22 protein-coding genes and 1 pseudogene are annotated in these 19153 nt (G+C 37.4%); 10 read left to right on the top strand and 13 right to left on the bottom strand.

Translation table 11 applies throughout. From position 1 onward, the window contains the following. Nucleotides 1–118: 118 nt before the first annotated feature. The gene (locus tag J7E77_RS00230) at nt 119–1189 is read left to right on the top strand and encodes an SDR family oxidoreductase (protein WP_214711538.1); all 1071 of its coding nucleotides are present in this window, start codon (nt 119–121) and stop codon (nt 1187–1189) included. 32 nt (nt 1190–1221) lie between these two features. Here the strand turns inward: J7E77_RS00230 and J7E77_RS00235 are convergent, their stop codons facing one another. Further along, nucleotides 1222–1602, bottom strand: a complete 381-nt coding sequence (locus J7E77_RS00235; RefSeq protein WP_214711540.1) for a winged helix-turn-helix transcriptional regulator — start codon at nt 1600–1602, stop codon at nt 1222–1224. Between the two features lie 259 nt (nt 1603–1861). On the opposite strand from J7E77_RS00235, the gene J7E77_RS00240 reads away from it, so the two are divergent. Further along, complete coding sequence (locus J7E77_RS00240; protein WP_214711542.1) at nt 1862–2008, top strand: BH0509 family protein; 147 nt, start codon at nt 1862–1864, stop codon at nt 2006–2008. Between the two features lie 148 nt (nt 2009–2156). Further along, nucleotides 2157–2372 carry an IS3 family transposase gene (locus tag J7E77_RS31565; RefSeq protein ID WP_214711544.1) on the top strand — a complete coding sequence of 72 codons (216 nt, stop codon included), beginning with the start codon at nt 2157–2159 and terminating at the stop codon, nt 2370–2372. A 99-nt stretch (nt 2373–2471) separates the two neighbouring features. Here J7E77_RS31565 and J7E77_RS00250 read toward each other — a convergent pair. Beyond that, nucleotides 2472–2687 (bottom strand): annotated as a pseudogene (locus J7E77_RS00250) (fructose-bisphosphatase class III); the annotation flags it as partial. A gap of 180 nt (nt 2688–2867) precedes the next feature. On the opposite strand from J7E77_RS00250, the gene J7E77_RS00255 reads away from it, so the two are divergent. Both J7E77_RS00255 and J7E77_RS31910 read left to right on the top strand, forming a co-directional pair. Then, a complete protein-coding gene (locus J7E77_RS00255) occupies nt 2868–3428 on the top strand; it encodes an HPP family protein (protein WP_214711546.1) in 561 nt (186 codons plus the stop codon). 1001 nt (nt 3429–4429) lie between these two features. Then, on the top strand, nt 4430–4648 hold the full coding sequence (locus J7E77_RS31910; RefSeq protein ID WP_483861466.1) for a YczF family membrane protein: 219 nt from the start codon (nt 4430–4432) through the stop codon (nt 4646–4648). Here the strand turns inward: J7E77_RS31910 and J7E77_RS00260 are convergent. From J7E77_RS00260 to J7E77_RS00270, 3 genes are read right to left on the bottom strand one after another with little or no spacing between them, the layout of a single operon-like run. Next, complete coding sequence (locus J7E77_RS00260; RefSeq protein ID WP_214711548.1) at nt 4645–5751, bottom strand: GerAB/ArcD/ProY family transporter; 1107 nt, start codon at nt 5749–5751, stop codon at nt 4645–4647. The genes J7E77_RS31910 and J7E77_RS00260 overlap by 4 nt on opposite strands. 28 nt (nt 5752–5779) lie before the next feature. Further along, a complete protein-coding gene (locus J7E77_RS00265) occupies nt 5780–6988 on the bottom strand; it encodes a Ger(x)C family spore germination protein (protein ID WP_214711551.1) in 1209 nt (402 codons plus the stop codon). Between the two features lie 17 nt (nt 6989–7005). Continuing rightward, entirely contained in the window at nt 7006–8592 is a 1587-nt protein-coding gene (locus tag J7E77_RS00270) for a spore germination protein (RefSeq protein WP_251026553.1), read from the bottom strand. Nucleotides 8593–9021: 429 nt separating this feature from the next. Here J7E77_RS00270 and J7E77_RS00275 point away from each other — a divergent pair, with 429 nt between their 5' ends. The 3 genes from J7E77_RS00275 to J7E77_RS00285 all read left to right on the top strand — a co-directional run bounded on the left by J7E77_RS00275 (nt 9022) and on the right by J7E77_RS00285 (nt 10980). Further along, entirely contained in the window at nt 9022–9486 is a 465-nt protein-coding gene (locus J7E77_RS00275) for a low molecular weight protein-tyrosine-phosphatase (RefSeq protein ID WP_214711553.1), read from the top strand. Nucleotides 9487–9646: 160 nt separating this feature from the next. Beyond that, nucleotides 9647–10075, top strand: a complete 429-nt coding sequence (locus J7E77_RS00280; protein WP_214711556.1) for a hypothetical protein — start codon at nt 9647–9649, stop codon at nt 10073–10075. Nucleotides 10076–10104: 29 nt separating this feature from the next. Then, a complete protein-coding gene (locus J7E77_RS00285) occupies nt 10105–10980 on the top strand; it encodes a nuclease-related domain-containing protein (protein WP_214711558.1) in 876 nt (291 codons plus the stop codon). A 146-nt stretch (nt 10981–11126) separates the two neighbouring features. Here the strand turns inward: J7E77_RS00285 and J7E77_RS00290 are convergent, their stop codons facing one another. Both J7E77_RS00290 and J7E77_RS00295 read right to left on the bottom strand, forming a co-directional pair. Next, nucleotides 11127–11306 (bottom strand): hypothetical protein, encoded by a 180-nt coding sequence (locus J7E77_RS00290; RefSeq protein ID WP_214711560.1) that lies wholly within the window; start codon nt 11304–11306, stop codon nt 11127–11129. 324 nt (nt 11307–11630) lie between these two features. Then, a complete protein-coding gene (locus J7E77_RS00295) occupies nt 11631–12290 on the bottom strand; it encodes a hypothetical protein (protein WP_214711562.1) in 660 nt (219 codons plus the stop codon). Nucleotides 12291–13071: 781 nt separating this feature from the next. On the opposite strand from J7E77_RS00295, the gene J7E77_RS00300 reads away from it, so the two are divergent. Beyond that, a complete protein-coding gene (locus J7E77_RS00300) occupies nt 13072–13245 on the top strand; it encodes a hypothetical protein (protein WP_214711564.1) in 174 nt (57 codons plus the stop codon). Between the two features lie 127 nt (nt 13246–13372). Here J7E77_RS00300 and J7E77_RS00305 read toward each other — a convergent pair whose 3' ends face one another. Next, the gene (locus J7E77_RS00305; RefSeq protein ID WP_251027945.1) at nt 13373–14614 is read right to left on the bottom strand and encodes a Bcr/CflA family multidrug efflux MFS transporter; all 1242 of its coding nucleotides are present in this window, start codon (nt 14612–14614) and stop codon (nt 13373–13375) included. 223 nt (nt 14615–14837) lie between these two features. Further along, nucleotides 14838–15212 (bottom strand): FixH family protein, encoded by a 375-nt coding sequence (locus J7E77_RS00310; protein ID WP_214711571.1) that lies wholly within the window; start codon nt 15210–15212, stop codon nt 14838–14840. 127 nt (nt 15213–15339) lie between these two features. On the opposite strand from J7E77_RS00310, the gene J7E77_RS00315 reads away from it, so the two are divergent. Continuing rightward, nucleotides 15340–15564, top strand: coding sequence for a hypothetical protein (locus tag J7E77_RS00315; protein ID WP_214711574.1), 225 nt, complete (start codon nt 15340–15342; stop codon nt 15562–15564). A 172-nt stretch (nt 15565–15736) separates the two neighbouring features. Here the strand turns inward: J7E77_RS00315 and J7E77_RS00320 are convergent, their stop codons facing one another. From J7E77_RS00320 to J7E77_RS00335, 4 genes are all read right to left on the bottom strand, one after another. Further along, nucleotides 15737–16753, bottom strand: coding sequence for an SDR family oxidoreductase (locus J7E77_RS00320; RefSeq protein ID WP_214711577.1), 1017 nt, complete (start codon nt 16751–16753; stop codon nt 15737–15739). 131 nt (nt 16754–16884) lie between these two features. Then, nucleotides 16885–17130 (bottom strand): hypothetical protein, encoded by a 246-nt coding sequence (locus tag J7E77_RS00325; RefSeq protein WP_214711579.1) that lies wholly within the window; start codon nt 17128–17130, stop codon nt 16885–16887. Then, nucleotides 17115–17900 (bottom strand): Gfo/Idh/MocA family protein, encoded by a 786-nt coding sequence (locus J7E77_RS00330; protein ID WP_214711581.1) that lies wholly within the window; start codon nt 17898–17900, stop codon nt 17115–17117. Before J7E77_RS00330 ends, J7E77_RS00325 begins: the two co-directional genes overlap by 16 nt. Nucleotides 17901–18311: 411 nt before the next feature. After that, the gene (locus tag J7E77_RS00335) at nt 18312–19151 is read right to left on the bottom strand and encodes a formate/nitrite transporter family protein (protein ID WP_214711583.1); all 840 of its coding nucleotides are present in this window, start codon (nt 19149–19151) and stop codon (nt 18312–18314) included. Nucleotides 19152–19153 lie beyond the last annotated feature (2 nt).

Raw genomic sequence — 19153 nt, forward strand, 5'->3', positions numbered from 1 at the left:
GAGCACTGCTGAATTACAAAAAAGTGCTTATGGCACTTCAAAGTGCGTACTTCTCAAGTGTGGTTACTTGATGCAAAATAACAGTGAACGAAGCACAGTACAGAAGGAGCTGCACACTATGAATAATGAATCTAAAACAATACGCAAAGTCGCCTTGGTCGTAGGTGCAAATGGTGTCATCGGTCGCAACCTCATTGATCACCTCATTACCCTCCCTGATTGGGAGGTGATCGGCGTATCGCGTCGAGGCGGAGAGTCTGTCGGTCGCGTCCGGTATGTGGCTGTGGATCTGCTCAATATAGACGACACCCGCAAGAAGCTAAAGAGTTTAACTGAGGTAACACACATCTTCTATGCCGCCTATCAGGACCGTCCGACTTGGGCCGAACTTGTTCCGCCTAACCTTGCCATGCTAGTGAACACCGTAGAGGCGATCGAACCCATCGCATTGGGCTTAAAACATGTCAGTTTGATGCAGGGATACAAGGTATACGGCGCACATCTCGGCCCGTTCAAAACGCCTGCTCGTGAGACAGACGCGAACCATATGCCGCCCGAGTTCAATGTTGATCAGCAAGATTTCTTAGAACAAAGGCAAAAAGGTAAGGCTTGGACTTGGTCGGCGCTCCGCCCTTCTGTAGTCTGCGGCTTCTCACTTGGAAATCCGATGAACCTCGCCATGGTTATTGCGATCTACGCCTCAATTTCGAAGGAGCTTGGACTTCCGCTTCGGTTTCCGGGCAAGCCGGGTGCTTACGACAGCCTCTTGGAGATGACAGATGCCGGGCTTCTCGCGAAGGCAACAGTATGGGCGGCGACTGAAGAGCGTTGTGCCAATCAGGCATTCAACATCACGAACGGCGATCTGTTCCGCTGGAATGAATTATGGCCGAAGATCGCTCACTACTTCGGCTTGGAGACGGCTCCTCCGCTGCAGATGTCACTGGACGTTGTCATGGCGGACAAGGAGCAGCTTTGGAACAAAATGGTCGAGAATCATGGGCTTGCTCGGCATTCCTATAAAGACGTATCCTCCTGGCGATTCGGTGATTTCGTGTTCTCTTGGGATTACGATTTCTTCGCCGACGGAACTAAGGCCCGTCGCTTAGGTTTTCACGAATACATCGATACCGAAGCGATGTTTATGAACATCTTCGACGACTTTCGCAAACGCAAAGTTATCCCATAAACGAAAAGCCGACCTTGTATTAGGCCGGCTTCTTATTTATTATGTACTTCATCAAGCTGTGGGTTTGCTAGAACGGTAGCCCTTCCCCCGAACTTTTTCTCTATATGCGAATCCCCCCACCTACACATCAGATGCAGGATCTCCTTTAGACTCCAGCCGTAGTCTGTCAATTCATACTCCACCTTCGGTGGAACCTGGTTGTAAGAAATGCGTAAGATCACGCCTTCCTCTTCAAGCTCCCGAAGATGCTGTGTTAACATTTTTTGAGTAATTGCGGGTATCAAGCTTTTCAATTCATTGTTACGTTTCTTGCCAAAGGTTAGATGAAAAAGAATTACGGGTTTCCATTTCCCTCCAATTACTTCCAAAGTTGCCTCCACCGCTGTGTTGTAAATCTTATCAGGATCCTTCATTACATACCTCGCCTCCCTTTTTTTGAATATTCCGACACAGATACACTCTAAACAAACACAGGTTTTTGCAAAACGAATTTTCCTCTTTTTAACTGCTTCAAGACTCAAGTAGTAATAAACAACCTTTTTATATTAATTCCTGAAAAATTATCTATAATTGATATTGGTTTAATCTCACTTTGAGATATATAATAAAAACAAGAAAACGCTTACACAACGTATCCACTTCGCTACTTCTCATATATAAGGAGGATTTAAGATGAGCCAAATAGAAAAAGATTCCAAAGTAAAGCAATTACTAGAAAAACAAAAATTCAATGAGAAAGAAATTGCCAAGATGACAGATCCACAGATTGAATATTATCACTGGCTCTATTTTGAAGATTCTATTTATGATTATATGTAAGTTCAAAAATAAATGATAATAAATGAGCTTTTGTACCCCGTACAAAAGCTTTTTTGTCTGACAAGACAATCCTAAATTTCAAAAGATTTTTAGTTATTTTAATCGGGAAAAACTTAATTAAAAAGACCTCTACATACTCGTTGAAATCTTGATATTACTGTCAAGAAAAGCAAATGCCTTTGATAATGCATGTATAGAAAGCTTTTTCTCCTTTCTAAAAGCAGAACGTAAAGAGCTAAAAATAGTAAAGGTTATAGACGAAGCTAAGAGGATTATTCATGAGTATATAGTCTATTATAATCATCAACGAATTCAAGGTGTTTTAGATTACAAAACACCTAAACAATATGCAGCGGCCTGTTAGGAGACAGACCACAAGGCTAGTGTTTTTCCTTCGCATCTTACCTCGCCCACAGAGAAATGTGGATCAATTTGTGTGCCTTCATCAAAGCCATTTCCTAGATTAATGCTTTAGTTCGACGACAATAAACATTATTATATAAAATATTTCCTCTCCAACATTCGTTTCTAGAACCTTTTTTCTCTCTAGTTCTTTATCCACCAATCTTTTTACTGATAAAACATCTGTTCCATTTAGTAGAACATCTTCTTTTGAATTAAAATGTTTATGGGCGACAAGTTTCATACCATAGGAATTATATAGTAAAGTGTATCCAGTCATGTTAACTGATGTTGTTAGAGTATGTAGAATGAGAAGCGGATAAAAAACGGTCGTAATCGGAAAATTCGAATATATTAATCTTTAAATATTCATAGTTTTCGTATAAAATAACTTTTATGGCAAACACTCTGACAAAACCCTTGCCAAATTTAGTTTGAAAGCCTGAGGAAAAAGGTTATGAATCCTGAAAAAAGTTTGGAGAAAAGCTGGAGTAATCAACTAATTATAGGTTTAACAGCATATTTAAAGAAAATGAAGGGAGAAGCTACAAAAGAAGACAGAATTGATTATATTGATTCCCTTATTTCAGCTACAGGTGGACTCATTGCTATAATCATCATTGGTTTAGTAGCGGTTAATTTAGGATATCCCATGGCCTTAGGTCCTCTTGGTGCAAGTTGTCTGCTTGTATTTTGTGCTCATAAAGGTCAACTGTCTCAACCTCGCCACGTTTTTGGAGGACATTTATTTTCTACCACTTTAGCACTTATCACTTGGAGTATATTAGGTAAGAGTCTATTCACTATTGGCCTAGTATTAGCTATCGTACTAATTTTAATGATCCTTACCAAAACGCTTCACCCTCCCGCAGCTGCTAGTGCTTTTGTTGCTGTTAACTCCCAAGCAGGATGGGGATTCCTTATTACGGTTGTAATGGGTACTTTCCTATTAATTATAATATCAATCATCTATAATAACTTGTTTCAAACAAGACAATACCCACAGCGCTGGTTGTAAAACTAAGAAACTATAGAAGCTAACAAAACTAATCAAACGCCTTATATCGCTTATAAGGCGTTTTTATATATTCATAAATCCACCCCTTATCCTCGCGTGAAAATACTTAAATTATACCTGAGTCCAATTATAACAGATATAGTTTGAGACCGTTGATATTCTAAATACCGAAGTATTGATCGAATTCCGAATAAAAAACTGGATCGCAATTTAATCGATCCAGCACGTATTATTTTTATGAAGTTTTTCTTATAATTCTCCTTCATCCTTGATTTTCCACATGATTTAACGAACTATGTTAAGTATCTTACTACAAGGACCATCTACATCTGTCCCTAGTATCGGCCCCACCTACGCCAGATACGCTGACGGCCACGCATGCCATCCAACCCATTATTCATTATAATAGAAAACGCTTACATTTCCAAATTTTAATTGAATTTTCAGAAAAAATTCTTATAGTTATATATTGCTGTTTCTTTATGGAAATAAACCCTTAATCGATCTGGTAAAACCATTATTGGTCAAAAACTCAGTTCATTTTAAATAGGGTATATATGACGTTTACTTTCACGTCATGCACAATCAAAATTTTGGTAGAGAAGGAAAAAGTAATTCAAATTTATCAAGATTTATTTGGGGAAAAAAGCATTCCTTCTTTGGCGGAAATCACAATCCTGAAATCAAGTTTCTAAAGAATACACTCAGCCTTAGGGCTTCCTTGGCTGACAATAACAGAATAAGGATTAGAAGAATACCTAAAAACCAATATTTTATAACCACTAGTTTCAAAAACAAAACAGAAGAAAATTTTTTAAGTGTATCTTTATAATTTAATAACAGGGGAAATTCCTTCAATACAAAAAAATCCTTCTTATTTGGAGAACCGTTTTTTGCATGGTTAGGTTTTAACATATTGTTCCTGCCAACAGCAATAATGAAAACACCATCAATAAGTCATACTATGGGAAAGTTTGTAACACACAGGAGGTTTCATTTTCATGAGATCATTCATTATATTTGTTTTTCTTCTTATACTGAGTATAGGTTTTGCTGTTGCAATGGACTTGTTTTTAGGTCAGACAATTTCTCAATGTTGGCAGAACTTAAATAACCCGTTTTGGTTGATGGATTCAACGGAAATATCCTCCTCTTTAATTTTAATCTCAATATGGTTTTTAAAGCCTATGATTATGTTTGTGAAAAAGAAAATTCATTAAATATCTCGTAATCGTTGACTAAATTTTTTTCGAATCACAGCTATAAGAAGAAGGAATGCGGGTATGATTTCTCCAAAAAGAGGAAATATGGTTTTGAGTGAGAAATTTCCCTCCTCCAGATGTCCTGAAAAATCAAATGCGATCATACTAGAAGAATAGAGAATGATGATTCCGATAGGAGCTACCATTTTCCTATAATCTTGAAGGTTAAATAAAGCTGTTGCCCCCATAACAGCTGCATAATAAAAAACAGCAATCTTGAAAAAGTTGCAAATAATTAACGTTAAAATAACAATTAAATCTAGATGTTGTATAAATTCCCCAATGTTTATTTTACTAATCATTGTTAACAATGGAAATGATGAGCGACCTGCAATGTCAGAACCGAGTACAGCTGTATCAAGTGCGATTGTATAGCTTAATGTCAAACCACTAAAAACCACTGCCCAAAATCCCATTTTTACCCCTTGTTTGTCGCTTTGCAGCAATGGAAATAGCATCGCAAAGCAAATCATTTCTCCAAAGGGGAAAGATAATGTTTGACTATAAAATGTTGTGAAAACAGGCTTCCATCCGTCACGAAGTATGGGTAATAAGTTATTTATATCTATAACTCCAGAATATATGAGAAGAAGGTTGCTTATTAGCCCTAAACATATAACCAGTACCAAATAGAATTGAGCTGTTCTGACTAATACTTCAATTCCCTTATAAAGAACATACGCGATTGTTATAATGATCGAGAGGTTAATAATCAGCAATGGTGTTTGATCTAATATGGCGCTCGTGAGAATTTCCCCCCCATCTCTCACATCTCTAGCTGCACCATAGATAAAAAAAAGGATATACAGTAAACTTAACGGCCATCCTATATATTTCCCTAAAATAGTTTGAATATAGCTGATAAGCGGTTGCTGCGGATATATTCGAAAGAGAGAACGGTATATAAAAAAAAGGATGATCCCACCTGCTGCTCCAAAAAAAATGGCCAGCCAAGCATCCTTCTTAGCCTGTAGTCCTAAACTAACGACAAGAGCCGTACCAAAGTTAAACAAAACAATGAGAGAAAAAAACTCCCCGGCACTAATTTTTGCTTTTTCCATCGTTTACATTTCTCCATTCCGCTTTTATCTATTCCGTTTCACTGAAAAGATATGGGATTGATCTCATCCCAGGACGTCTGATTCTCGTTTCGACATGAACTTCTACTTTGGATTTTGCAAAGATGTTACTCCAGTTCTTTTCTATTTTTTTCCATTCTTGTTTATTTGTTCGTTCTAATGCTTCTCCAAAACCAAAAATATCCGTGTGATTTCTTTGTGCTTGGGATATTGCGTTCTCTACTTCTTTTTTCGTTTCTTTCGCCCATTTTTTTTCTAACTTTCTAATTTCTTTAGACTTTTTTAAGTCAATGGCACACAATATATGTCCAATACTGCCCTCTTGTTTAACAAATAGCTGAATGGTAGGAATACGATCTCGACTGCTGGCTTTAATTTTAGTTTTGGAACCTCGAACTTCAATACTAAGCCCCCTTTTTTTCTGTTTACAGCCGATACTGACAGCAGATCCTCTCAGCTTATTATTAATCACTGCAGCGCCTCGTGCTGTTTCACCATTCAACCATCCAACTAGCTTACCGTGTTTAAACATAGCTAGACCGCTAATTTTTATAATTGTGGCTGGTGTGGTTCTTTTTATATCGGATTCCTTTAATCCTGATTCGGCATGTTTAATCAGTTGAACTCCACTAATAGCAGGCCCGCCACCTTTTCTTAATGCTCCCCGTATCACCTCATCCACTTCAATATCGTAGCCTTTAGACAATTTTTTGACCATTGTGTCGAGCTTCCCTTTTATTGCAAATGCTGGGACTTTTTCTATAGGTGTAAGTGTTTTAAGGACTTCTTCCGCTTTAGCATCTTTAGCTATGAGTAAATTTGACGTTAAACGACCTTCATCATCTCTTTCAAAAAAATCTAATATACCGTGTATACCTTCTTTTGCTAAGTCTTCTCCGATTACAATAATGTTTATATGGGAAATCATTAGCTGTCGAGGTGTTTCTTCTGCCGCATTGCGAAGTGCTTCGAATACCGTAGAACCAGAACTACTGTAAACTGTAACAGGTGTAGTTCTTCCTGTCCCTGTTTTTCCCGAAATTTCTGTTGGATTCACAACTTCATACGAGACGCGATATTCCTCTTTTCCTTTTGTTTTATCTAACCCTATGGCCATTACAAGAGCTATTTTATTTAACTCACGCTCATCCCAACAACCCGTAAGGAATATTGTACATACAAATAATAAGCAAAAAAGACTGAAAACCCTACGCTTCATCTGCATTCCCCTTTGCTTTATTTCCTCGATTCACTAGCCGACGATTTGAGTTTATCAGTTTTTGTATTCACTGCATTTGTTTGATTAATCAAACGAGAGTGCGCTACGTAAGACTTGAAAGGAGCACGAATCACGGTATCCTTTTGACCTTTCCAAGAAAAAGGCGTGAAAGGGGCCAGATATGGAATACCAAACGAACGTAAACTATTCATATGAGCGACTAATAAAATCATCGTTAACGTCAGTCCGTAAAAACCAAGCAGCGCTGCTATGATCATTAAAGGAAAACGAATCATTCTCGCGGCAATGGTCAAATTGTATGCGGGTATCGCGAAACTCGAAATCCCTGTTATAGCTACGACGATTACCATTAGTCCTGTGACAATTCCTGCTTCCACAGCGGCTTGTCCTAATACAATCGCTCCTACAATCGAAACAGCTTGTCCGACTGCCCGAGGCATACGAATGCCAGCCTCACGTAATATTTCAAATGTAGCTTCCATAATCACAGCCTCGATCAAGGCAGGGAAAGGAACTCCTTCTCGTTGAGCCATAATATTAATGAGAAGAGAGGTTGGAAGCATTTCCGGATGATAGGTAGTAACTGCAATGTAAAAGGATGGTCCCAGTAATAAAATAAAAAAGCTTGTATATCTAATTAATCTCATTACTAAGGCAATATCATATCGCTGATAATAATCTTCCGATGATTGAAAGAACTGCGAAAAAACAGTTGGTAAGATGAGAATAAACGGAGTACCATCTACGAATACGGCTATTCTTCCTTCCAATAAGTTACCAGAAACTACATCCGGCCGTTCTGTATTATATATAGTTGGAAAGGGAGTAAAGGTTCGATCTTGAATAAGTTCTTCAAGGTATCCTGATTCAAGAACAGCATCAATCTGGATATCTGTCAGCCTCTGTCGAACCTCCTGTACAAGCTCATCACTAACAATTCCCTTCATATACATAATTACTACATTAGTCTGTGAAACCTTTCCGATTCTCATCGTTTCTAATCGTAGCTGTGGACTTTTAAGATGTCTCCGGATAAGAGCAATATTAGTTGTAATGGATTCGTTAAAACTGTCCTTAGGTCCTCGGATATTAACTTGCGAAGTCGATTCTGTAATTGCCCTCCACTGACCACCTTTTGTACTGCCCGATATAGCTTCAGCATAGCCATCTATCAAAATGATTGTATCGCCTGACAAAATGGAAAAAATGAGTTCATTCCAATCTTTTAGAATATTTACATTCCCAATTGTTAAAGCATTATTTAAGATAAGATCGAATACATGATTAGAATCTATTTCTAATTTACTGTCTGCCGTATCTACCATTAACGATCGTATAACATATTCGTTAACAGATTGCTCATCCGTTAACCCGCTTATATAAACAACCCCAACTGGAATGCTTGGAATGTTCCCAATCTGAAACGAGCGAATAACGAGATCAGGGCTATCACCAATTTCTTGTTTAATTTTATGCAGCATAGTTTCTAAATTAGGCTCGAGTGAGTATCCTTCTGTATCAGATTTCAGTTTATTTCTTTGCTCTGCCTTAGAATGTTTATTTTTATTTCGCAGGAATTTCATACCATTTGAATACTCCTATTCATCATATTCATATAACCTATTATCAGTTTTACATATTTAGGTTATTCATTAAATATTTTCTATATATTTTCATACTGGTATGAGTAAATTGGAAACACACAAGAGATACAGTTATTGGCTTTTACATAAAACTATCATGACCCAACCCACGCATAGCAAGGAAGGATAGATTACCTTGATTCAAATTAAGCTTATCTGTCATGAACTTAAACGATTGACAGACGATTATTACAAATGCGAAAATCCTGAAATCAAAGAACTAATACATGACGATTTGAAACTTTTGAGTGAAGCCCTGTTTCTTAGTGATCTTCCAGATGAAATAGTCACTAGCTTAGGTTTCCACTTTACTTAAAGTAATCAAATTAAGTAAACTATTTGTTAGATAAGGAAAAAGGAGTTATTAACATGATCAATGTCTTATTTGTCTGCTTAGGAAACATTTGCCGTTCTCCGATGGCTGAAGCTTTGTTTCGCGACTTACTAAAAAAAGAAAATTTGACCAATAAAGTAGCCTGCGATTCCGCTGCTACAAGTGCATGGCATATTGGATCTCCTCCACATAAAGGAACCCTAGCCATTTTAAAAACTTACAACATCTCATCAGATGGTCTGGTCGGACGCCAATTAACAAGGGAAGACTTTGAAAAATTCGATTACATCATCGGCATGGATGAAAGTAACACAAAGAATATTTCTGAGATAACCGGCAAGCCTAATCATCCAAAAATCATTCGTCTGCTTGATTTATCTGAACAGAATAAAGATGTCCCCGATCCTTATTACACAGGTGATTTTCAGGAAACCTATGATCTTATTTCACAGGGTTGCCAAGCATTACTCGAGAAAATACGCATCGAACAGACCTTATAATACGATATCCCGCTAATATTTTGATTGGCGGGTTTTCTTTTAATGTTAATCAACTCAAATGTGATAGGAATAAAGTCTAAAGGAAAATAGATGGATTTACTTTCTACTATCATTTCTTAAAAATAAGAGTAGTAGATTTTGAAAGGTAGCGATCGATAAAATGCTTTATATAAGAGATATTGAGGAAATAATTGAAAATACTTTGCAAGAACACCAATTAACTATTGATTATGAAATGAACAATAAACTACTTGCACCTATGAGCTTTAATGTAACGACGAATACGATTAAGTTTAACTATTTACAAATTAATGGATATATTGCAAATATTAACTTTAAAATTAAAGAGACAGATGTAGATTGTGTTAAAATTATTCTATATCGTCAACTCGGTTATTATTTAGAATTTAAGAATAACAAACATGATTTAAGGGTTTTAAAATATTTCGAGGATGAAGAAAAAGCACAGCTTCTAGCTAAAATAGAAACGAATGCTTGGGATTCTGGCAGAACATTGGTACCTGAAAAATTAGTAAATTCCTATGATAAAGTCCGTGAATTAGATAAAATGCTATTAAAAAACTATTAAATATGATCTGGTAGACAAGGAGAAATGAAATGACCTGGTTAATTATTTCCACAGTACTAGCTGCATCTGTCGCTTGGCTTATTTTTATCGTAAAAAAGGAAAAGGCGAAACAAAAAGAAATGAGAAGCAACCATTTCCAAGAGGTAACAGCCATTAAAGAATGGCAAAAGGCTTCGATGGAAACGGCAGCAACTAAATTCGATGAGAAGGTCATGCTTTTGAACGAATCATTCCAACGTGAAATAGAAAAACTGTTGATCGAAAATGAAGTGATTCGGAAAAATTATCGAAATGGTGAGGAAATCATTACCCATCAATTACTAGAAAATTTTAAATCAGATTTAGTGAGAAAAACACTTATTTCACCAGATGAAATGATTATTATGCCGAACATTTTTATTCCAGAGAAAAACGGTACTACGCGGCAGATCGATCACATCGTCCTTTTATCAACCGGTATTTATGTAATAGAAACAAAACACTGGAAAGGCCACATCGTTTTGGGATTAAAAAGAATGGGCAGCCACAAGTTTTCGTTCTTAACAGAGATAATAGACAGTGAAAAAGAGGAAACGCTCGTATTTGATAAGGATGAGTCGGGAGCATTAACTGTGAAGACTTATGAAAATCCAATTAGTCAGGTTCAGGAGACAGCCGTCATCCTGTCCAATTATTTACAAGATCAAGATATTACAACATGGATCAACACATTGGTATTCTTTAATTACGATGAAAATGAAAAAGAGGTTCACGATTGGTCGGATAACAGCATCGTAAAACGGATTACGAATAAAGAGCAGTTACAACAATTTTTTATCCATGAGCTTACCTCCAAAGATAGAATATATGGAGCTTTTCAGCTTAATAATATAAAGCATCTGATCGAACACGCGAATTATATTTGAGTTTGCAAGAATCTTAGTTTTAACAGGCTAATAAACACCACTTTTGGTACAGTAACACGCCCAGGGCATATAAAGCTCTGAGCGTGTTGATATATTTCTGCTTATCTAATTTCTAATCTTTTTGCCAACCTAAATATATTAAATAATCATTTATAAATGACTAAGTAACAATCTCTAATAACAATCTCATCAATAATAACCATGGATTTAAATTTAATATCAAGTATCTTCACAACCTTAGATTCTATTAACCAATTATTTAATTCTTCTGAATCCTCAAATACTTCCACATGAATTCCTGAAGCAATCTCATTACATAAACTCATCAAAATCCTCCAAATAGTTATTTAACAAAACTTCCAAATCCATTGCTTATGGAAAGTGGAAGAATCTTGGTAATCAGCATTATTGTTAGTGATTATCTTCGAAACTCAATGAGTCAATATATGTTAGGTGGTTACACCAGGCAAATTCCATACATTTTCTTATTAAAGGTTAAACCACCCAAAAAGCCCTCATTTAACTTTACCTTTCCAAGCAGTAATAAGTATGGAAGTTAGCTAAAAAAACCCCTGATGAAATATTTTCATCTTGGGGTGTGAGTCAGCGAATTATGTGAGTTTCTTATTATAGTGAAAAATGAAAATGCTTTAAATTCTATTTGCACTAACGAGCACTTTTACGGGTTCTTCAAGGTGATTAACCAGAATTTTATGGTTGTCTTTTGCGATCTTCACAAATTCATTAGTAACTTTTTGCAAGCCTCTGCGGCTTTCGCGTGAGTAGTGAATATTGGTTTCACAACTTTCTTCGACGTTCTTTTCTAAACGTTCGATTACGTCAACCGCTAATTTGATCGGCGTTACAGCCAATTCCTCTAATCGTTCAGAAAATTCTTCCACTCGCTTTACAGGCTGATCCGATTCTTGTTTCAATACGTCATTTTTTTCAAATTTGCTGGATACACCTTTGAAGATTTCCCTGTTGAACTTCCATGATTCTTTATAAAAATTAGCGATTGATTTTCTATATTCTTTATTGAACATAATCACTTCTTTTACATTCTTAAGATAAGCTTCTTCACTACTATCGTGGAACTTTCTTGCTTGATCCACTATTTGCTCGTATTGGTTCCAAAGCGTTTCTACATATGTATTTGACAGAACTACTTCTTCTTGAGCTTCAGCTTTCATTTCTGTGTTTGTATCTACTAATGGATTAGATACAATTACTTCTCCTTGATGTTCAGCTATCATTTGAGTTTTTACTACCTGACCTTTTTTACTTTTCTTTGTCGTGGATGAATTCATTTTCGTTCCTCCTCATAATTTACATTCGTTTCTCTATGGAATCCTTCTTTTGAAATGAAGGGATTAAGAGCTCAAATATGCTAGAACTTCTTCTTTTGAATATATATGTATTTTACATCTATAGGTCGAATATTGTCAATTATCGAATCCTTTTGACTAATTGAAATTTTTTTGGGTGCTACAGAATTTAAGAATTATCGACATTATGTGTGCGAGATTTTTCATTACCCAAATAATATAGTATGGAATAGATCAACAGAATTCGTAGGTCATATTCTTTATTTTGGGGCTGATGATGATATTCAAGATAAGGAATGTGGGCTCGGAAATAACTTTCCCAATCTGTTTCCTCGGTTTTATCAAACAGCCGCTCTAGGATAGCAATTTGACTTAATCAGCACTTGTCCCATTCAGTTTTTATTCTAAGTACTATTACTACCACCAAACAAAATGATTTACCTCCTCCAAGCGTTTGCATGTATTGCAGACGCTTTATTATTTTTAAAAATTGTTTAAGCAAATCGCTCATTTTGTCTTAGCACTTTGACAATTTCACCCTAATTTCTGTAAGCAATTATAGATTGTGAAATTTTGTACTTAAAGTAACAACTGTTTAGTTGAAGAAAAATTCATATTAATTTCATTCTTTCTGTGAGTTTTGGTTGCTACCTTTATAAAAAACTATGTCGAAATAAGTGAAAGCGTTCACAAATAAATGTGGTAATCGCTTTCAAAATCGTGTATAATTATATTAAAATTATAACTTGAGAGGTGAAACAGCATGAAAGAATATATTTTTCTTCTAGAAGAACCGGTAGGTACTAGAGAAATTAAGATTTTAGCATCAGGAATGATGGATGCCTTCAAAAAGGCAAAGGAATTTCGAAAAAATATTGTCCAAGGTACTAAATTAAAGGTCAATATGATCTTAAAAGGTGTTAGATATACGGATTAACCTTTGATAAAAATATATTGAAAGGAAAAATCCTAAACTATATGTTCTTATTAAGATTAATAGTAGATCAATAAAGGAGAACACATTCGCTGGTTAACGAAATGTGTTCTCCTTTCATTTTATATTTTTAGATACTGGGTTTCTTTACTGAGCACTGGTCATTGGATAGTTGTATCCCAAGCGTTGCTTTTCGTACCAATACAAAATAGGATAGGAAAGCCAGTAAACTTGAGCAAAAGATGATGACGCCCATAGGAACGCCTGAATACGCCCCTGCTACTCCCACAAGCGGAGCCGTTAATGACCCAAGTACAAATGGCAATAAACCTAATAATGCAGAGGCACTACCCGCAATATGTCCTTGGTTTTCAATCGCTAAAGTAAAAGACGTGGTTCCAATAATACTGATGGAAGATACAAAAAAGAAAATCGGAATCGCAACTGCGAGAAGTGGTGCGTTTAATAGTAGTGCGATGAGTAAACCGGCACCCGCTATATTAGCGATGGCTAAACCTATTTTTAAGAAAGTCCGCTCCGAAATAGTGTCTGCAAAGCGGCCGACCAACTGACTTCCAATAATTAAAGCTAATCCATTGGTCCCAAATAATAAACTAAATTGCTGCGGTGTGACTTCGTAAATATTCTGATAGACAAATGGAATCCCAGATACATAGGCAAAGATTCCTGCAACAGTAAATCCTTGAGTCAGTGCGTACCCCATGAACGTTCGATCTCTGAATAAAGAACCAAAGTTGTTCATGATTTGTGGTAAATTGCTTGGAACACGGTTTTCTGTTGGCAGCGTTTCTTCTAATTTTAAAGCAACCGTGAAGAGCAAGACGGCACCTACACAAGCCAATGCAATAAAAACCCCATGCCAATTGGTAAAAGCAAGAATCCCCCCTCCAGCAATCGGTGCAACGATCGGCCCGAGGTTCCCCACTAACACCATCATCGTAAAGAACTTGGTCAGTTCCCTCCCACTAAAGAGGTCTCGAACAATCGCTCTAGAGATCACAAGTCCGCCGGCAGCAGCAAAGCCCTGGACTAATCGAGCGATGATAAGGAAATAGATATTGGGCGCCAACGCACATGTTATAGAAGCAAGTAAGTACAAGGTGATAAAGATTAACAAGGGTTGTCGGCGGCCTTTCACATCACTTAAAGGACCAATAACCAATTGTCCTAATCCCAGGCCTAATAAACAGGAGGTTAAACTAATTTGTACAAGTGAAGCCGTTGTATGAAAATCTTTTACAATCGTTGGAAAAGACGGTAAATACGTATCGATTGTAAAGGGTCCTAACAATCCAAGTGATCCAAGAAGTATTGCAAGCTGTATTCGTTTTTTTCCACTAGGTTTATTCAATGTCCATCGCCTTTCTATAAAAGAAGTATTTTTTGCTCGTTGCATTTATTTCGAAATCCAAAATAATAAATTTTATTATAACCTGAGCCCTGCTCAGGGGTAAACAATTAAATTATATGGAAACGATTTCAATTTTCGAGCATAGGTGAAAAAGAAACAGAGGGATGGTTTTTCTGCTCCGTCCCCCCTTTTTTGTATAAAATAAAAAATCCTGTTTCCAACACTATTGTGCATGATTATAAACAATCGAGAATCTTTTTTCACCCATCCATTTTTCTCCGTTGTCATCTATTTTAATGGTAGCCGTATAATCCCCTTCCATTTCAAATGTAGCTTGTCCAACATATACACCATTTTCTGTTTCCTGCATTTTCATAGAAATATCTCCATGACTCATCCCTTGCATATCCAAATCTGCGCTAACCTTCGCACCTTTTACTGGTTTACCTTCTCGATCTAATATCTTAATTTGTATGGGAGTAGATTGATCTGGTGTAAATGATTTGGGAGTAATTAGCTTGATCTCAAAATTATTTGAACTGCAGCCTGTTATCAAAATTAAAATGAGGCTAATAATAAAACTCGTACATTTGTTCATTACACCCCATCCTTTCTTTAGTTAAATATTGATAAAATAAAATGAGGCACTCACCCTTTAAGATTATCATCCAAAACCATGACAGATACAAATATTTCATTTGGACGGAAGGGGTATATTTTTTATTGTGGAAAAGAAAAAACCAGATATGCTTCGGCATATCTGGCTTTTTGTTGCCCTTCTCGCCCGTATCCTCTTAGATTGGCATCTCCTTGCCGATATGCGGCTCCTCAAAGCCAAAAAATTCCGTGTACGCCTGGCTCAACTTCTCGATATCGTGGACCAGAATTCCGATATGCGTAATGACATTATTGCTCAGCAGTTCTGCCATCTTTATCATCCTTTCGACTAAAAGAATTTTCTTTGAATATCGAGGGGTGAGCGTGTTAAAGCCTGCATAGCCGCAGGGGTACTGCCTGTCGTGGACGCGTACCAATCTGCTTTCGTTGAGCAAACGTTATGGGACAACAAAGCTCTTGGACTTGGAAAAATGCAAATCGAAACGACTGACTTTACGGCACCGGCTATTCCCTAACGGATGCTGCTGCTCTTTCAAGCGCTAGAATCACCTTATCGCACCACATATCGAATTCCTTGTCTTCTTTCTGAAACTCGGGATGCTCCAATACGTACTTCAACGTTTGCTTAATCCCTTGGTCAAAGCGGGTCGTTGCGACAAAATTGGGAACCAGCCTCTTCAGCTTGGAGTTATCGAATACAATGGAATTCGCCTTATCCCCTATCAAGGCGCCTCTATAATCCTCTGTACTGCACGCAGCCAAAAACTCCGATGAAACATGAACCGCACGGAGTTCGACCCCGAGCGCATCGGCTATCGCCGCGTAGATTTGATTCCAGGTCAAAGTTTCGTCGGATGTAATATTGACGGATTCCCCGATGGCATGAATATTGCCCATTAACCCGATGAAACCCTTGGCAAAATCGCTGTTGTGCGTCATCGTCCAAAGGGATGTTCCGTCTCCGTGAATGATGACGGGTTTGTTGTCCAACATGCGTCTGACAACCTGCCAAGTTCCATTCTTTCCGTGAACACCCAGCGGTATGGAACGATCGTCATAAGTGTGGCTTGGTCTCACGATCGTAATGGGAAAGCCGTTGTTCCGGTATTGCTTCATCAAATATTCTTCACAAGCGATCTTGTTTCTCGAATATTCCCAATAGGGATTGGATAACGGCGTGCTTTCGGTAATCTGATAGTCAGCTAGAGGCTTCTGGTAGGCGGAAGCGGAGCTGATAAACATAAACTGCTTTGTTTTTCCTTGAAACAAGCGGTAGTCTCTTTCCAGCTGTGCAGGATGAAAAGCAATGAAATCCGCAACGACATCGAAGTTCAGATTTTGGATCAGTTGCGATACATGCTCCTCATCGTTAATATCCGCTTGAAGAATGTTTACGTATGCCGGCAAGCCCTCATTACGGGTGCCCCTATTCAGGAGATACAGCTCGCAACCTTGTTCCAACAACAACCTCGTGATAGCAGAGCTAATCGTTCCAGTTCCTCCAATAAATAACGCCTTCATATTTCGTCCGCCTCCTCAAAAATTTTACGGTTTGATCTCTGACATTCATGAGACCCAGCCCTTAAACATTTTCAAAAATAACTTCCTTGTCTTTTTCTCTCCTTCCATTTATGTAAGAATCACTTCGTTCATTAGTCTTCAAAAGGATATTTAAGCCCCCATTGACGTCGTAATTCATCACACTGCCTAATAATGGATAAGCTTTGTTTCCATGTCATGATTGGCGATTCTTTCAGATTCTTCCTTATACATTCATTCACATGTGCAATCTCATACTGAAATCCATCATCATTAATGCCTTCGACCCTTTGAGGTATATTTTCTTCATAGGTAGTGATCTTACCTTCCTTCATCACATTAATTAAGTAGGTTTCCAAAAGGATGGTACTTCAATATAGCCTTGAGTACCATAGATCATGGCAACATCAAGCATATCCGTTCTCACACCGCTACTCATGACGACAAGCTCACCTTTGTCATACTTGGCAATGTAACTTGCTTGCTCATCGACTTGAATATGGTATTCATCAGAATCAATAGTTGCGTATCCTGTAAATGCAACTGGATATTTCCCTAATATTTCTTCGGCAAAATGAAGATTATATACACCTGCATCGAGAAGACCGCCACCAGCAAGCTCCGGATTCATCCATCGTTGATCACGGAGTTCAACCGGTAATCTGAAAGAAAATGCCATATTCATGGCTCTTACTTCACCGATGCCCTCATCATTTAAGAATGACTTTATCTTATTCATAATCGGAAAAAATCTTGTCCACATGCCCTCCATGAAGAATACATTGTTCTTCTTAGCACATTCCAACACTTCAATCAGTTCGTTTTCATTGACACATGCCGGTTTTTCTACCAATACTGATTTTCCATGCTCCATTGCCATGATTGCCAATTCTTTGTGTGCTGTATGTGGTACTGGAATGTAGACGACATCAATATCCGTTCTCTTTACCAAAGCTTCATACTCTAATGCCACGGAAATATTGTGCTTTTGGGCCATCTTCTGCGCACTTTCTATTGTTCTAGAGGATATAGCCACAATTTCCATATCATTCAACTGTTTTGCACCACAAATCCATTTGTCTACAATGCTCCCTGACCCCATTATTCCCCACTTTATTTTACTTTCCATTGTTATATCCATTCCTTTCGCTTCGCTCAAGACATAAAATGGAATGAAATCCGTAAGCCTTGAGCTGTTTTTTGTATTCTGAATATACGACCCAAATTGGCCTACAGACAGGGAAATCGATCAGCGACATTCATACGGGCTTTCGTGTTTTTTTGTTTTGTTTGCGCTTTCATCCTATCAAAATCCCAGAATCAGAGAATTAGAGAATATTAAACGATTTAATTGGACATTATTGAATCGATTGTTCGGCCGAATTGCGCTTAACACCCTCCAAACCTTTCTTTATGGGGTCCTGATGCATGTCCATCTACCTGCCTCGTTAGCGATTTTCTTGTTTCACAAAAAGAAAGTGCCTAAAATAACTTTTAGGGCACCCTCTTATAAACGGTTGTTTTTATTTTAAACCTACAGTTAGGAAGAAACTCTCTTTAAATTACTAGAAAATGTAGATACTTTTTCTTTTGTAATATCTTTTTTATAACTCAAATACATTGCTAGTCCAGTAAAGATAAATCCACTTGCTAAGTTGCCAACTAATACAGGAATTTGGTTCCAAAACCACCAATCTGCTAAACTAACATCCGCACCAAACATCATACCAGCTGGGATGACAAACATATTAACAACAGCATGCTCAAACCCTTGACCAAAGAAGGTTGTAATCGGTAACCACATGGCGATAATTTTTCCAAGCGTACTTGTCGTAGTCATAGCCATAATTGCCCCCATTGTTACCATCCAGTTACAAAGCATCGCCTTTACAAAGACAACCAGTATTCCATTAGATCCCATAGCTTCATATGCTATTGTTTTAGCTTCAGCTACTTTGATAATCTTTTGCACTAACGGATGTTCAAACGTTTGACCATCATTTGTGAACGCAACATAACACAAGGCTGCATAGACAATTCCTCCAATTAGATGCCCAACAATTACCCAAAACCAGTTATAAAGCATTTCTCGGACGGTAGCTTTTTTCACTAAGACTGCTACAGGTATAAGGGCAAAATTCCCAGTGACCAGCTCAAAACCTAACAGAATGATCATAACAAAGCCGACAGGAAATATAATAGCTCCCAACATCCCAATGTTTGTTTGAAGTTCGAATAAAAAGGCTAAAGTTGTAGCAAAACCTAACAATGCTGCTCCTAAAAATCCACGCATTAGTAATTGTGAAATAGATAACTTTGCTTTCTTTGCACCCGCATCAATCATACTTTCTAAAACTTTACTTGGAATAACATAATCCATTA

It is taken from the genome of Bacillus sp. ISL-77 (assembly GCF_018613105.1).